At 37.7% G+C, this 15,059-nt stretch carries 12 protein-coding genes; 5 read left to right on the top strand and 7 right to left on the bottom strand.

What is annotated here, in order from left to right:
• Positions 1-4: 4 nt before the first annotated feature.
• Positions 5-1,105, bottom strand: a complete 1,101-nt coding sequence (gene proB / locus N7931_RS09645; protein WP_262793690.1) for a glutamate 5-kinase — start codon at positions 1,103-1,105, stop codon at positions 5-7.
• 290 nt (positions 1,106-1,395) lie between these two features.
• Between proB and N7931_RS09640 the strand changes: the two genes are divergently transcribed.
• On the top strand, positions 1,396-2,550 hold the full coding sequence (locus N7931_RS09640; protein WP_262793689.1) for a GAK system CofD-like protein: 1,155 nt from the start codon (positions 1,396-1,398) through the stop codon (positions 2,548-2,550).
• Between the two features lie 133 nt (positions 2,551-2,683).
• On the opposite strand, the gene speE is transcribed toward N7931_RS09640, so the two are convergent.
• Positions 2,684-3,538, bottom strand: coding sequence for a polyamine aminopropyltransferase (gene speE / locus N7931_RS09635; protein WP_262793688.1), 855 nt, complete (start codon positions 3,536-3,538; stop codon positions 2,684-2,686).
• Between the two features lie 180 nt (positions 3,539-3,718).
• On the opposite strand from speE, the gene speA reads away from it, so the two are divergent.
• The gene (speA, locus tag N7931_RS09630; protein WP_262793687.1) at positions 3,719-5,611 is read left to right on the top strand and encodes a biosynthetic arginine decarboxylase; all 1,893 of its coding nucleotides are present in this window, start codon (positions 3,719-3,721) and stop codon (positions 5,609-5,611) included.
• A gap of 134 nt (positions 5,612-5,745) precedes the next feature.
• Here speA and N7931_RS09625 read toward each other — a convergent pair whose 3' ends face one another.
• From N7931_RS09625 to N7931_RS09605, 5 genes are all read right to left on the bottom strand, one after another.
• Positions 5,746-7,260: a cellulase family glycosylhydrolase gene (locus N7931_RS09625; RefSeq protein ID WP_262793686.1), complete on the bottom strand. Its 1,515-nt coding sequence runs from the start codon at positions 7,258-7,260 to the stop codon at positions 5,746-5,748.
• Positions 7,261-7,469: 209 nt separating this feature from the next.
• Positions 7,470-8,339 carry an alpha/beta hydrolase gene (locus tag N7931_RS09620; protein ID WP_262793684.1) on the bottom strand — a complete coding sequence of 290 codons (870 nt, stop codon included), beginning with the start codon at positions 8,337-8,339 and terminating at the stop codon, positions 7,470-7,472.
• A gap of 138 nt (positions 8,340-8,477) precedes the next feature.
• Positions 8,478-9,203 carry a DUF6445 family protein gene (locus tag N7931_RS09615; RefSeq protein ID WP_262793682.1) on the bottom strand — a complete coding sequence of 242 codons (726 nt, stop codon included), beginning with the start codon at positions 9,201-9,203 and terminating at the stop codon, positions 8,478-8,480.
• Between the two features lie 131 nt (positions 9,204-9,334).
• Positions 9,335-11,467, bottom strand: a complete 2,133-nt coding sequence (locus N7931_RS09610; RefSeq protein WP_262793680.1) for a cellulase family glycosylhydrolase — start codon at positions 11,465-11,467, stop codon at positions 9,335-9,337.
• 130 nt (positions 11,468-11,597) lie between these two features.
• The gene (locus N7931_RS09605; RefSeq protein WP_262793678.1) at positions 11,598-13,445 is read right to left on the bottom strand and encodes an RICIN domain-containing protein; all 1,848 of its coding nucleotides are present in this window, start codon (positions 13,443-13,445) and stop codon (positions 11,598-11,600) included.
• A gap of 292 nt (positions 13,446-13,737) precedes the next feature.
• Between N7931_RS09605 and N7931_RS09600 the strand changes: the two genes are divergently transcribed.
• The 3 genes from N7931_RS09600 to N7931_RS09590 are packed head-to-tail and all read left to right on the top strand — an operon-like array spanning position 13,738 to position 14,936.
• Positions 13,738-14,094 carry a DUF6249 domain-containing protein gene (locus tag N7931_RS09600; RefSeq protein ID WP_262793677.1) on the top strand — a complete coding sequence of 119 codons (357 nt, stop codon included), beginning with the start codon at positions 13,738-13,740 and terminating at the stop codon, positions 14,092-14,094.
• A gap of 9 nt (positions 14,095-14,103) precedes the next feature.
• On the top strand, positions 14,104-14,628 hold the full coding sequence (locus tag N7931_RS09595; protein ID WP_262793675.1) for an RNA polymerase sigma factor: 525 nt from the start codon (positions 14,104-14,106) through the stop codon (positions 14,626-14,628).
• Positions 14,625-14,936: a hypothetical protein gene (locus tag N7931_RS09590; protein WP_262793674.1), complete on the top strand. Its 312-nt coding sequence runs from the start codon at positions 14,625-14,627 to the stop codon at positions 14,934-14,936. The genes N7931_RS09595 and N7931_RS09590 overlap by 4 nt, the downstream gene beginning before the upstream one ends.
• The last annotated feature ends 123 nt before the right edge of the window (positions 14,937-15,059 follow it).

The raw sequence follows: 15,059 nt of genomic DNA, 5'->3' as shown, positions 1-15,059 counted from the left end.
CTTTTTATAAAATCACGAGATCGTCACGGTGAATAATCACATCACTCGGACAATACCCTAAAATATCAACAATTTGCTGGCTTTGTTTGCCTTGAATCTTGGTCAGCTCTAACTGACTATATTGGCTAATGCCTTTAGCAATCACTTGCCCTTTTTGATCAAGTAAGTTAACTGCATCACCCTTTTGAAATGCGCCCTGCACCTGAGTAATGCCAATACTTAACAGTGAAGCGCCTTTGTTCAGCACTGCATTTTCTGCACCTTTGTCCAGTGTAATACTACCTTGAGACTTTAAGGTATATTGCAGCCAGTGCTTACGCGCTTTTTTAGGCGTTGCTTGGCGTTTAAACCAAGTACCTTGCTGTTCGTTTTGCAATAATTTATCAAATACCTGACCTTTTCGGCCATTTACAATTAAGGTATGAACCCCATTAAAAGTAGCTTTTTCAGCCGCTTCAATTTTGGTTCGCATCCCACCGGTAGCAATTTTATTTGTGGTACCACCAGCTAACGCATAAATACTTTCGTCAACCAAATCAACGGTTTCAATAAATTCCGCATTGGGGTTTGACCTTGGGTCAGCAGTATATAATCCATCAATATCACTGCAAATAACCAATAAATCAGCATCCGCAACCTGAGAAACCATAGCGGCTAAATTATCGTTATCGCCCACTTTGATCTCTTGTGTCGCAACGGAATCATTTTCATTCACAATAGGTAAAATGCCGTTATTTAATAATTCGCGTATGGTGTTTTTGATATTGACATAGCGTCTGCGATCGGCCAAATCGTCATGCGTAATCAAAATTTGTGCGCAAGGGAAATCAAAAAAACGCGCCCAGTTTGCCATCATTCGGGTTTGACCGACTGCAGCCATTGCTTGTTTTTCAGCAATTGACGGCACCTCACTATGGTTAATTAGACTGCGCCCGGCTGCAACACTACCGCTTGAGACAATAACAATCTCTTTACCTTGCTGACGACATTCCGAGATATAACGTGCAATGGGCAGTAAAAATTGACCGGTACAATCTTTACCCTGTGGTGCAATTAATGCGCTGCCGACTTTAATAACAGCTCTGTGCCAGTTAAACAAACCCATGATGAAACTTTCTCGAAAATAAAAACCAGAATGAAAAGAAGTTATTATACTTAAACCGTTATGAAATGCGAGATTCAATCTTAACCACAATAAATAATATTTGTGACTAAGTTACAGAATAAACTGTCTCAAGTTACCTAATTAGTGCTATTATTTTTTAGGATTTGTTGTCATTTTACACTGGGGCTTTACTGATATAATAAAAGTGTTGGGTACTTAATATATTTAATAGATTTAGATATTAAACACTTAACTATTATAACGAATAAAAAGCTTTAACGGCCTTAATTATGTTAACTGAAACTGCATTGAACACTAATGCTGAACTTGGTCCAGCTATTTTATTTTTTAGCGGCGGTAGCGCACTTGCTAAGTTAAGTAAAACCATAAAACGCCATACCTATAATAGCATTCATTTAGTGACCACATTTGACTCTGGCGGCTGCTCAGCTCAGCTTAGAAAACATTTTAATATGCCTGCGATTGGCGATATCAGAAACCGCTTACTCGCACTGGCGAATGATCATGACGCTGCAACAATCTCAGCCGTGCGTTTGCTTAGCTTAAGGTTTCCGTGCGATCAAAGCCAAATTCAACTCAAACAAAAGTTATTGGCCATTATTAATCGCCAAATGCCTCATTTTCAAAAAATTGCACCACACAGCCAAAATATTATCTGTTCTTATTTAAAACATTTTTATTCCGTGATGCCGGATGACTTTAGTTTAAAATGTGCAAGCATTGGTAATTTATGTTTGACCGGTGGTTATTTATTAGCAAATCGTCAATTACAACCTGTGATTAATGAATTCACCCAGCTATTTGATATTAAAGGAAAAGTCATTCCAATTATTGATGATTTATATCATTTAGTTGCAGAATTTTCAGACGGTCAGTTAATAGCTGGTCAACACAATATTACCGGAAAAGAAGTCGACCCAATTAAACAAAAAATATGTCAGGTATTTTTATCTGCCAGCGAAACTGAGCCTTATCCGATTACCCCAGCGATAAAACCACATTTAACAGATTCGATTACTAATGCTGACTTAATTTGTTATCCGCCGGGTAGTTTTTATTCGAGCATTTTGGCGAATTTATTACCACAAGGTGTTGGGCAAAGCATTGCCAATGCGCAATGTAACAAAGTGTATATTCCTAATTTAGGTACAGACCCAGAACAATATGCAATGAGCTTAATGGATTCGATTCAAGCTTTATTGAATTATCTTAAACGCGGCTGTCAATTTAACTTGCCGCCTCAGCAATTATTAAATTATGTGGTGATTGATGAAACATTGGGAGATTGTATTAGTTTTAATGACGAGGCGTTATTAGCCAGTAATGGCATTAATATTATCAGAACCAGTTTGGTATCGGCTAAATCGGCACCTTATTACGATAATCAAAAACTATCTGAATTATTGGTTTCTTTGGCTAAATAACCTGAGCTTGGTTAACGGCTTATCCAGAGTTGCTCAGAGTTAAATAAACAAAACCCCAAGTGCAAATCCCCTTGAGGTTTTGTTTAATATTCGACTTAATATAACTAAATGAGCTTAACTATACTTGGGTTACTTATAAAACTTTTTTCAAAAAGTTAGGTAATTGCATACCTGCCTGATGAATTGACGCATTGTAATAATCAGCTTTATCAGCAAAAGCTTGTGCATCTTCGACTCTAAACTCGCCAAATTGACCTTGTTTACGTGCTAAAGTGCATGACCAAAAGCCACTTGGGTAAATTGGCTGCGGGAACGGTATGGTCTGTACCGCATCAAAGCCAACATCCAACATTGCATCGCGCATTTCTTTCATTAATTTTTGATGCAAAATTGGCGATTCGCTTTGCTGAACCAAAATACCACCCGGACGTAACGCATTTAAACAACTGGTATAAAAAGCATGGTTAAATAAGCCTTCACCCGGACCAATCGGATCGGTTGAATCAACAATCACAATATCTAAAGATTCCGCTTCAGCTTCGCGCATAAATTTAATGCCATCATCAAACATCACATGAGCACGCGGATCACTATTACTTTCACATAATTCAGGAAAATATTTAAGTGCCATTTGAGTCACTAATTCATCAATATCAATTTGATGAACCGACTCAACTGAGTCGTGTTTTAATACTTCACGTAACGTACCGCAGTCACCACCACCAATAATCACAACATTTTTAGGATTTGGGTGCGTAAATAAAGCCGGGTGAGACATCATCTCGTGATATAAAAAGTTTTCACGAGTCGTCACCATAGTACAGCCATCAATCACCATAAGATGACCAAAATCTGTGGTTTCATAAATTTCTATTTTTTGAAAAGGCGATTGTTTTTCAACAACTTTCTTTTTAATACGTAAAGAAAAAGCAGAACCTGTGCTATCACATTGTTCAGTAAACCAATTTGGTGAAGACAAATCAGACATTAAAAATTCCTCGATCATGATTGTGATAAACAATCAGTATGCGCTAAAAAATGCTGCGAATTTTGCCAGCCTTAACCTTTGCTGGCAATGATAAATCCACACTTTAGCCATAAAATGTTAGCCGCCGGGATAATTTATGATTAAACTTAATGTTTTTGCTTATTGTGCTTTGATTTAAACATGAATACCCCTTTAATTTCTCAAGCTAAACTTGTATATAACGTTGCCAACTGGAGTGACGGTTACTTTGATATTAACGAACAAGGTGATTTGGTTGCGCAGCCCAAAGGTCAGCCACAAACTCAGGTGAGTTTATCAAAAATTATACAAGCGCTAAAAGAAGCCGGATTGCGCCTGCCCGTTTTACTCAGATTTACCGATATTTTACGTGACAGGGTATTATCGTTAAGCACAGCGTTTAACGATGCTATCAGCCAATATGAATATAAAGGCAGCTACACACCGGTTTATCCAATTAAAGTAAATCAGCAATTTAGTGTGGTAGAGCAGCTACTTAAAGCTAAACCCCAAATAGGGCTTGAGGCTGGTAGTAAGCCTGAGTTATTGGCAATTTTAGGCGCAACCGATAAACCACTCAAAATTGTCTGTAACGGCTATAAAGATTCAGAATTTTTAGAACTGGCAACCATAGCCACTCAAATGGGTCATCAGGTTTATGTTGTAGTTGAAAAATTATCTGAGCTTAAAACCTTAATAAAAATCAGTAATTTATATAATGCAGCACCAGCGGTAGGAATTAGAATCCGGTTAAACTCTGTTGGTAAAGGCAAATGGCAAAACTCAGGCGGCGAAAAAGGTAAATTTGGGTTAACTTCCAGTCAATTACTTACAGCCATCGACCTATTAAAAACTGAACAAAAACTCGATTTATTCCAGCTCATTCATTTTCATATCGGCTCACAAATTGCCAATATTCGCGATATTCAAATCGCGATTAAAGAATGTGCCCGCTATTACACTGAACTCAAACAACTGGGCATTAATATTACCACTTTAGATGTAGGTGGCGGTTTAGGGGTCGATTATGAAGGCAGCGGCAGCCGTAGCCAGTGTTCAATGAATTATGATATGAAAGAATACGCTAGAAATATTGTTTCTGGGGTAAGTGAAGTTTGCAGGGCTGCAAATATTGAAGAACCAAATATTATTACCGAATCTGGCCGTGCAATGACAGCCCATCATGCGGTCTTAATCACCAATGTTATTGATATTGAAACACCATCTAAGCCATTAGAAAACCTTAATTTTTCAACAAGTTTAGACCAAAATGCTCCGTTAGAAAGCCACGAAATGGCGGCGATTAATCAGCAAATATCAGAGCGCACCGCACTTGAGTGTTATCATGATGCAATTCATTATTTTAGTGAAGCTCAGCAAAAGTTTGTTTTAGGCTTAATTAGCCTGCAACAATGGGCTGAGTTAGAGGCATTGTATTTTGCAACTTTGCATCATATCCGACAGCATTTAACCTCCAATGCCCGTGCTCACCGCGAAATTAAAGAAGAGTTAGATGAAAAACTAGCCAGTAAATTATTCTGTAATTTCTCACTGTTCCAATCGTTACCGGATGCATGGGGTATAGATCAGATTTTCCCGGTTGTGCCGCTGCAAAATTTAAATCAACCATTGAATATGCGGGCGATTATTCAAGATATTACCTGCGACTCAGACGGTCAGCTAAAACAATATGCTGACGGCATGGGCATAGAGTCAAGCTTGCCATTACCTCAATATCAAGCAGGCGAAGAATATTTATTAGGCATGTTTATGGTTGGCGCATATCAAGAAATTTTAGGCGACATGCATAATTTATTTGGTGATACCGACTCTGCTCATATTGAGTTTGATGCTCAAGGTAACTGGCGAATTAACCATACTTTACAAGGTGATACCGCAGAATCAGCATTGGCAACTGTGCATTTTCAAAAAGAAACCCTGCTCGAAAATTATCAAACCCAACTCCAAAATTCTGGGTTAACTAACGAGTTAAAAGATAAATATTATCTGCAATTAAAAACTGGGTTAGAAGGTTATACTTATTTTGAAGATTAAGTATTTTGTAATATGTTTATAAAGACACTTAAAGTATTCCGATAAAATCGATGAATTAATCAGGTAGATAACTCCAGTTAAGGAGCCATCTACCTTGACTAAAATAGAAGCTCGGCTATCAATAGCATTATAAACTAAGGATTAATAATGCTATTGATAATACTTGGAAAAACCCATTGGTCATTAGCTCTGTCATACAACCGGTAATTATGAGCACTACCACCTAATGCATTGTTATCCCAAACAATTGTCGGAATCCCTAAACTATTTGCTTTCGCTTGATAATATTGAGCATAAGCCGCTCTTTGCTGAGTATTAGCTTTATCAACACTACCCCACTCACCCATCACAACCGGAATACCGTTACTGACAAAGCGGCTATTTAAATTATCAAATACATAATTAATTAAATCTTTTTCTGCATCATCAAAATACATATCTCCACCGTCAGCAACTTCCTGCTCGGTAAAGGTATAAGGAATATAACCATGAGTCGAAATAGCAATCATATTATCTGAAGGAATATCAATGTGTTGAATCTGATCCTCCCACGGGCTGGCTGCATAACCGGGTAATAACACTAAACGGTTTGAGTTATTACCGCCACTATTACGGATTTCATTTAATGCAACCTGATTAAACGTATTTACCACTTCATAATTTTCAAGCGTGCCGGACCATTCAAGCGAAGTGCCTTTATTTGCTCTTGGTTCATTTAATGTTTCAAAAATAAGATACTGATTGTAGTTTTTAAACCGCTCTGCAATTTGTGACCAAATATCTGCTAAAGTTTGGCTGGTTGCCGCTTGATTTGCATAAGTAGGTACAATCCATTCATCATGATGTAAATTGATAATGACATATAAGTTAGCATCCAATGCATAATTAACCACTTGCTCAACTCTGTCTAACCAAGCTGAATCAATTGTATTATCCGAACCAGAAAAATGACCCTGCCAAGTTACTGGTATTCTAATGGTTTTAAACCCCTGAGCAGCAACTGAATTGATCATATACTGCTGAGTAAGCGGATTTCCCCATGCAGTTTCACCGCCAATAGCATCTAAAGTATTACCTAAATTCCAGCCAGCACCCATTTCACTAACAATTTGTGTAGCTGATTTACTTGTGCCTTGCGCAGCAACCGGAATTAAGCTCCACAACTGGCTATCATCACCCCAATAATCCCATAACCTGATATTAGCGCCGTCATAGGTCGCCATGCTCTCAACTTCAATTGATTTACCACTAAATTTTGAAGTAATTTTATAATAACCGCTACCCGTACTTTCTATTAGCCATTGCTGGTTATCATTTCCGTAATAGGTATATTGAGTAAGGTTTGCCCCATTATCTGGGTTCCAGCCCTCTACATCCAAAGTTTTACCGCTGTGGGCTGCATTAATCGCATAATAACCGTTACCTAAATCGTTTACATCCCATCTTTGATTTAAACCAGCACCTTGAGCCCACTGAATCACATTAGCACCATCGGCCTGACTGGCCGCAGAAACATCTAAAACTTTGCCGCTAAGTTTATTAACAAAAATGTATCGCCCATCAGAAATTGCATGAGCAGATACACAAGATAATGAAATTAAACAAAATAAAATTTTATTTATTAAGTTTTTTAAAATACTTTGAAACATAAAAATCCTTGTTTTAAAAGTTAAAATAAATACTTAAAGATAAGCTATATAGCTTGTCTTTAAGTACAAAATCCAAAACAAAGACTAGCATAAATAATTAGACAAAAATGATAACGATTTCATAATTGGCAATATTTATTTAACATTTATAAAACATTATAATAGTCAAACTTACATTTATTTTTTTGTGGAAAGAGCAACTCATATTATTATTCAGCCACTCTTTTATCCTGTAATAACTGATTGATTTGATTTATCAAAATATGAAAAGCGGGCTGCGCCATTGCGCCATGATCATAGCCTTGAAGCTCAAATAATTGTGTATTTTGATGTCCGTTTACTTTCATCATTCGCCATAAAAATGCATTTTCTTCATAACGTCCAAGCATTTCTAAGTTGCGATCTCCGGTGATTAAAATAAATGGCGGCGCATCAGCTCTTACATGAAAAAGCGGGGCTAAATCATCAACTATGGGTTGTTCACCTTTAATGCCGCGTTCTTCACGCACGGTAAAATGGGTAATCGCATGGCCGCTGAAAGGTATCAGGCCAGCGATGTCATTTGCATCAATCTGATATTTGGCTAACCAGCGTTTATCCAAACCCAGCATGCTGGTTAAATAGCCACCAGCTGAATGTCCGGCAATAAAAATTTTAGATTTATCACCTCCAAAAGCTTCAATATGCTGAAACACCCACGCGGTTGCCGCAGCTGCATCTTGTATATAAACCGGACTTTTCACTTTTGGAAATAATCTGTAGCCAACACCTGCTACAGCAAAACCCTGATTTTTAAGAGCTTGTGGGATTTCTTTATGACCACCGCGTAATCCGCCACCGTGAAACCAAACAATGGTCGCAAATGATTTTTTATCTGTTGGATAATACAAATCCAAAACACTTTGGCTTTGCTGATAATCGGTTGAAATTTGTGATTGGGGATAATATGAAATATTAGTTTTTAACTGATATGGTTCTGCGCTCGCAACAAAACTTAGCGATAAATAACTGATTAGAACGGCCAATACACGAATAAGCCAATTGAAATGAACAGATTTTAATAGTTTAATTTGAGTCATTTTTTACCTTTTATTTTTATATATCGCCGGTTACTCGATTATTATTTAACCTGAGGTGCGTATAAGAAATGTTGAAGTAAATTTCTCAACGATTAGATTAAATAATTCCAAAACGAGGATAGTTTTCCACAGATCAAGTTATTTAACCTCTGCAAAAATATTGGCGGTTAACCGCCCTTTATTTGGGTCACTCGATAAATCAGCTTGCTGAATTAACCCTGAGTGCAATAAAGTGCCGGGATAAACCACCAGCCGATTTAATTTATACGCAATTTTGCCTAATAACTTAAATTCATCAGTGCTTTGATTAATATAAGTTTTATCTGGTTGACCATGCTCGTATTCAAATTGAGTACGCGCCATTTGATATAGCGCTAAATTATCTTGCTCAATATGTTCAAATCCGGTTGGCAAATGACGGTAAAAACCAGTACCACCAAATTCACCCGAGTTTAAATAATGCATAATCGCAAACTGTCTTTTATTTAACGAATCAAAATGCGGAATACACTGGTGTTTATTTAAATTTTTTGCTTTTTTATTTACCAAAGAATAAAAGCCTTGATCAGCAGCCAGCATGTTAATGGGTTTAAGCTGATATATTTTACTGATAACCGGCGCAAGCTGATTTAAAACAAAATCGATATAAGCATTGACCAAAGGAGCACGTACACCGGGATAATAAGTGATTTTTTCCTGCTGAAAATCAGCAGTCAATGCGAACTGGCGCAGCATATTAATGTCAGCCAAAAAGTTATCGACTAAAATAACCGGTGTTTTTTCTACACCAATTTGCAATACATGCCACTTAATTGCCGGATGCAAGCTAAAGTTTATTATTGAATCTGTTTGAGCTAAAACCACATCAACCACTTTAAAGTCAGCTAAAATTAAACAGAATGTTAACTTTTATCTTCAATTAAGCGTCTGAGCGACCCTAAACGAACGTTCGGATTAAATCCGAACGTTGAAATAGAAACCGTTTTATCTAAATCTTACTGGATTTGGTTAAACCACCATTTCTGATAATTGGTATTATTGGTGATTGAGGTTTTAACATTGGTTCCATTACTGGTTGCGCTATTTTCAGCTTCCAGTAATAAATTACTTGCGAAATTTCTAATTAAATAACTGCCATCTGCTTGTGGTTCAACTTGCCAGCGTTGATTATTACTACCAAAACAAGTCCATTGCTGAACGTTTTGACTACTATTATCCTGATCTAAACATGCACTACTGTTTAGATTAATCAGTTCAAATTGATTACCACTAATTTGTACCGCCTGCCATTGCTGGTTTGCTCCATAAGTATAATCCCAGAGTTGGATGTTAGCACCATCAGCCGTTGACACACCGGTCACATCCAAAGCTTTGCCACTTGCATCGTTAGTTATAAAATAATAACCGGATTGCAATGCATTTGGACCAGAACTTGAACTATTTAATACAAACTCAAACCAGTTAATATTAACTGCGCCAGCTAAAAAATTAATCCGCAAGCGATGCTCTCCGGCATTTAAATACCCTGAATAACTGTGGGTTTGAAAGCTCTGCCAACCCCCTGTTGCCTGTGTATTGATACTCGCCGTGTGAACCCCATCGATTAACAATTCAAACTGGCTTTGAGAATCAGCCGAAGCGAATCGGCTATTAATGGTATAGTTACCCGCAGCGCTAACATTTATTTTATATTCAATCCAATCGCCAGAGTCGATATAACCAATGTTTTGACCGCCTCCCATGTCGGATGTATTTTCTATTTCAACACCATGATTAGCGCAAAAGTTTTCTGCTTCGAGCTTTCCCGGCAATACTTGCACACTCCCTGAATTTGAGCAGTTTTCAGTCGTTGCATCCGGTTTAACCCCATCGTAAAAATCTTGATGCCAAGTATGACTTGAATGACCATTTTTAATATTGGTTTGGGCAAAATTAATCATTGCATCGTATAAATGTACTGGTGGTGTACCACCTTGATTAATAAAAGTTTTAACTTGCTCGTATGCAGCGTTGGTTGGAATGGTCCATAAAGTTCTGTCATGCGACATTTTTTTAAATGACCAAGGGTAATAACCAGCTAAATTTGCTTTTGCCCAGTTAGTAATCGCCAATAAATTAGCCGGATCAGTTTCACCATATTCCCCAATAATTAGCGGAATATTTAAATGATTAGTGATATTTTCCCGCCCCATAGTATCGGCAACTGGCCCATAATGATGGATTTGATAAACCAGTTTATCGTCCCACTTTGAGCTAATGCCAGTTTGCGCTTGAGTGGTTGGGTTGGACCAGTCAATTTTAGATAAATCCGAGCCCCACCAACTGCCTTCAACCACAATAATATGGTTATTATCTACTTCACGAATCGCGTTTTTCATTGTGATATAAGAAGGCAATAACTCGTATTCACGGCCATCTTGTAAAACCGGCTCGTTAATTAACTCATAACCCCAAACAACTGGCTCGTTTTTGTAGCGATTAGCAATATGCCGCCAAATTTGAGCGGCAATTTGCACATTATTACCATCCCAAAATGTCACTGTATCTCGTGGCTGGCTTGCATTTGAATTAACATTATCAGAATGATCTCCCGGATTTTGATAACCCGGTGCGCCATGCATATCGAGCAAAACATACATATTGTTAGCCCGGCACCACTCAATCACACGATCAAAATATTCAAAGCCGTTATCGCGTAACTGTCCGTTCCACCAGAATAAATTATAGTTAAAAGGCACTCTAACTGAGTTAAACCCCAGCGCCTTTAAATCGGCAATAGCCTGAGCGTCAACATAATTAAGCCGCCACTGGTATTCAAACTCAGCCGCTTTGTCTGTACTCCCAAATGCCTGAGCTAGTTGATTAAAAAACTGGGTATGAGTACGATAATTAAAATCGCCCATCATTAAATAACCTTCCCAAACTAGCCAGTTACCCAGATTAATGCCACTTAAAAATAGCTCGTCGCCATTTTCATCCAGTATTTTAGTGCCATTGGTACTGACAAATCCGGCGCTCAATGCCGGATTAAATACCCCTAAACTCAGCCCTAAAATAATTAACGCGTTAAAACATAATTTAAGCGGCTGTTTAAGCCGCTTAATTAAAGTTGGCAGGATCATCTTCATTTTGTCCTCTTAGTTAGTTGCTTTATTATTTGTTGCTCCCGCCTAAGCGAGAACAACAAATTATTAACAAAGTGGCGCAAAAATGAGTGCGACTAATTCCTAAAAGCCAAATACGAACGTTCGGATTAGTCTATTTAGTCCCCCATACTGAAACACCATTTGTAGAAGTTGCAGTAAAAGTTGTTACTAATTGATTGGTTGCACTATTCCACTGCCAGCTGGCAACACCATTAAATGTACCTAAATTATTCAGCGTTATCTGGAATTTATTATCACTTTGCAACCACCAAGTGCCTGTTACACTGCCCGTGACTGTACCATCAGAATTAAGCTGAATATTGACGGATTGTTTAGCAGTCGTATTAATATCTTTTTGATGATTAATAAACTTATAACTACCCAACATATCGTAAAAATCAACTTTATTTTCGCCATTTAGCTCGGCATATCTTTGGGGGGCAACCACAGGCCAGCCGTCTGCATTCATAAACATTTCATGCACTCTAACCTGATGGAACTCGCCACTGTTTGGAAAACGGGTGTGAAATACCAAAAAGTATTGACCTGTATCTGAATTATAAATGGTTGATTGGTGACCCGGTGCCATATAGCCGTATTCACCAGCAAATTCAAACCCACCCATCAATTTAACACCATAAGGTGCAATTGAGTTGCGATCACCACGAACATTCGCCATGTTATTGCCTTGCGCATCATAGTATGGACCATTTGGTGAAGTTGAACGTGCAACACGTACGTTGTAGCCACCGTCAGACGCTAAGCCACCAAACGAGCTAAATAAATAGTAATAACCTGTTTCTGGGCTGTACTGAATAAATGCAGCCTCGATATGGCTGTGATCACCACCTAACAAATGCGTACCATAACCTTGTCCAGCATAAGGTTTACCAGTTGATGGATTTAATTCTAGGATAAAAATACCGCCCGAATATGAGCCATAAACTAGCCATAATTTACCGTTATTATCGTAAAACGCATGTGGGTCAACTGCGTTTGGATGAATCGTTGGATCATATATTTCGCCGGCATTTTCGCTTTCTTGCCCCCACATACCAGATTTTAAAATTAAACCTTGATTTGCGTATGCGCCTTCTATATTACTGCTGGTAGCAACACCGGTATAACCGCGCGGCTCTGTCATTAAACTTTGATTATAATAATAAGCAAACTGACCATTATTTAACTGAACAACATCAGCAGCCCACAAAGCCGTATTATCACCAGTCCATGCAAAACCTTCTGCTAATTCGTTGGTGATGTTGTAGCCAAATAACGGATTATTATTATCAACCCCGTCCGAAACTGAGGTCCAATTCATTAAGTCGGTTGATTTAGCGCTGGCCGCAAACGAGCCAAAAATATAATACGTTTTTTGACCATTTACTTCGGTTTGATAAATGGACGGATCATGTACCGAAATATCACCAAATTGGGTATTGGCAACAGAGGGATCTGGATAAGTTGCATGCTCTAAAGACCATTGCTGCGACGCGCCTTGCCAATAAGTCCACTGTGCAATATTAGCTTCATTTGCTGTTGAAAAATCATAAACTTCTGCCGCTTTGCCAGTATAGTCGTTAACCAATCCATAATTTCCGTTAGACAACGCATCTAAATTCCATAATTGTGCCGGACCACCCCAATAGGTCCACTGCACAATATTTGCACCATCTGCGGTATCAAAATTATAAACTTCAAGGGCTTTTTTACTGTGAACAGAAATAATCGAATATTTGCCGTTTACATTACTAATATCCCATAGTTGATTATTGGTATTGGTTTGAGTGTATTGAATAATATTGGCACCATCGTCCGTTGAAAAGCCATACACATCCATCACTTTTCCGCTGTGATTATTTTTTAAAACGTATGTTCCGTTTAACACAGCGGATGCATTAAATGCTGCTGCGCTCCCCAAGACCAAAGCTAAGCTGGCTGCTATATTTGTATATTTCATTAATCGACCTTTGTAGTGCTCATTGTTGTTTTAATATGGCGTTTTATTAAGCAATATCTAAGTTAAGAATTAACTTAATACAATAATACTATATTAAAATAACTATAAATTTAAACATTTTAATTACAAAAAAGTCAATTTTGTGTGAACTCATTCAAACTTTTCAGCTTATAGTGAAGATTTAAAACCTGCCCCCGTAAAAAATTTTTACAAAAAATGCATCTAAATTTAAAACTATATTCTCTATATAACTGAAACAACAAACTAAAGGTAAACAAATCAGGAGAAACTTATGGAAGCAATCATTGTACCCGTCGCATTTTTTGTGACATTGGCTGTTATTGTGGTGGCAGCTTTATTTATTAACTACAAAAACAAATCCCAAATTCAGCAAACTTTGCAGTTATCAATTGAAAAAGGGCAGGATTTATCACCGGATTTAGTTAAACAATTGCTTAGAGATAAACCATTTAACGATCTTAAAAAAGGCATTACCTTAATTTCAATTGGTTTAGCACTTGCGGTGTTTTCACTGTTTGATATTAGTGAGCAGGACTTTGAATTAGTCGGAATTGGGTTAATTCCTGTGATTATTGGTTTGGGTTATATCGTGATCTGGAAACTTCGCCCAAAATTTGATGACCAGTAAGGTAGCATTTTGGATATAGAAGCCCAATTAATCGCAAAAGTGCTGGTGAATAATGATCATCAGGCTTTTGCGCATTTAGTTCATATTCACCAGCAGCAAGTGCGTAATTATGCTCGCCGTTTAGCTCAGCAAAATGCAGCGCTGGCTGATGATATAGCACAAGAAACCTTTGTAACTGCATTTAATAAATTGCATCAGTACCAGCACACTGGCAGCTTTGCCGGTTGGTTATTGATGATTTGTTACCGTCATTTTTTAGCTTATCTGAAAAAAGATAAATATGAGCTCAGTGAAGGTGAAATCATAATTCATTCAAAGGATAATATTGAACCGCAAATCATGCTGGAAAAAGCGCTTATGCAAGTCAGCCATGATGAACGCTCAGCTCTGACATTGCATCTTACGTTTGGTTATACTCAAGAGGAAGTAGCCAACATTATGCAGCTGCCGCTCGGCACCATAAAATCTAAAATTAACCGTGGCAAAATAAAACTAACCGAATATATCAACTCGACACAGGCAATAAACTTATGACTCAGGATATTGAAACACTGTTAAGTCAACCAATGAAAGCCATTGCAGCAGACGATTTTCAACAGCAGGTAATCAAACAGATTATAGCCCGGCAAACGGCTTATCAAAAACTGAAAAGCCGTTTGTTATTATTGGCATTTATATGTAGTGCGATTATCTTGGCTTTTGTTAATTTCACCCAACTGCCGGATTTTAGCTGGCTAACCCAATTAAGCCTGAACTTTGCCGACAGTCCGCAACATTTCGTTTTGCTGATATTAGCCATTATGCCAATTATTTATTTAGGGATAGATGCGCTGGATGGTTAGGTTCAAACACCTAACCTGAAAAATTAACTAACCTCAACTCTGGATAAGAAGTTAGCTAAAGCCTTAAATTTATTGGTTTTTAGTTTAAGTTCTTTTTCTAGTGAGGGATTTTCTCTGAGAACA

Origin of the sequence: Catenovulum sp. 2E275, from assembly GCF_025515275.1 — a bacterium.
Taxonomy (GTDB): domain Bacteria; phylum Pseudomonadota; class Gammaproteobacteria; order Enterobacterales; family Alteromonadaceae; genus Catenovulum.
The sequence above is the reverse complement of the archived record's forward strand: the minus strand, read 5'-3'. Positions and strand labels throughout refer to the sequence as shown.

Excerpts from the sequence above, each read along its gene's own strand:
- speE (WP_262793688.1), bottom strand. The coding sequence starts at position 3,538 with ATGTCTGATTTGTCTTCACCAAATTGGTTTACTGAACAATGTGATAGC.
- N7931_RS09620 (WP_262793684.1), bottom strand. The coding sequence starts at position 8,339 with ATGACTCAAATTAAACTATTAAAATCTGTTCATTTCAATTGGCTTATT.
- speA (WP_262793687.1), top strand. The coding sequence starts at position 3,719 with ATGAATACCCCTTTAATTTCTCAAGCTAAACTTGTATATAACGTTGCC.
- N7931_RS09600 (WP_262793677.1), top strand. The coding sequence starts at position 13,738 with ATGGAAGCAATCATTGTACCCGTCGCATTTTTTGTGACATTGGCTGTT.
- N7931_RS09610 (WP_262793680.1), bottom strand. The coding sequence starts at position 11,467 with ATGAAGATGATCCTGCCAACTTTAATTAAGCGGCTTAAACAGCCGCTT.
- N7931_RS09605 (WP_262793678.1), bottom strand. The coding sequence starts at position 13,445 with ATGAAATATACAAATATAGCAGCCAGCTTAGCTTTGGTCTTGGGGAGC.
- N7931_RS09640 (WP_262793689.1), top strand. The coding sequence starts at position 1,396 with ATGTTAACTGAAACTGCATTGAACACTAATGCTGAACTTGGTCCAGCT.
- proB (WP_262793690.1), bottom strand. The coding sequence starts at position 1,105 with ATGGGTTTGTTTAACTGGCACAGAGCTGTTATTAAAGTCGGCAGCGCA.
- N7931_RS09590 (WP_262793674.1), top strand. The coding sequence starts at position 14,625 with ATGACTCAGGATATTGAAACACTGTTAAGTCAACCAATGAAAGCCATT.
- N7931_RS09625 (WP_262793686.1), bottom strand. The coding sequence starts at position 7,260 with ATGTTTCAAAGTATTTTAAAAAACTTAATAAATAAAATTTTATTTTGT.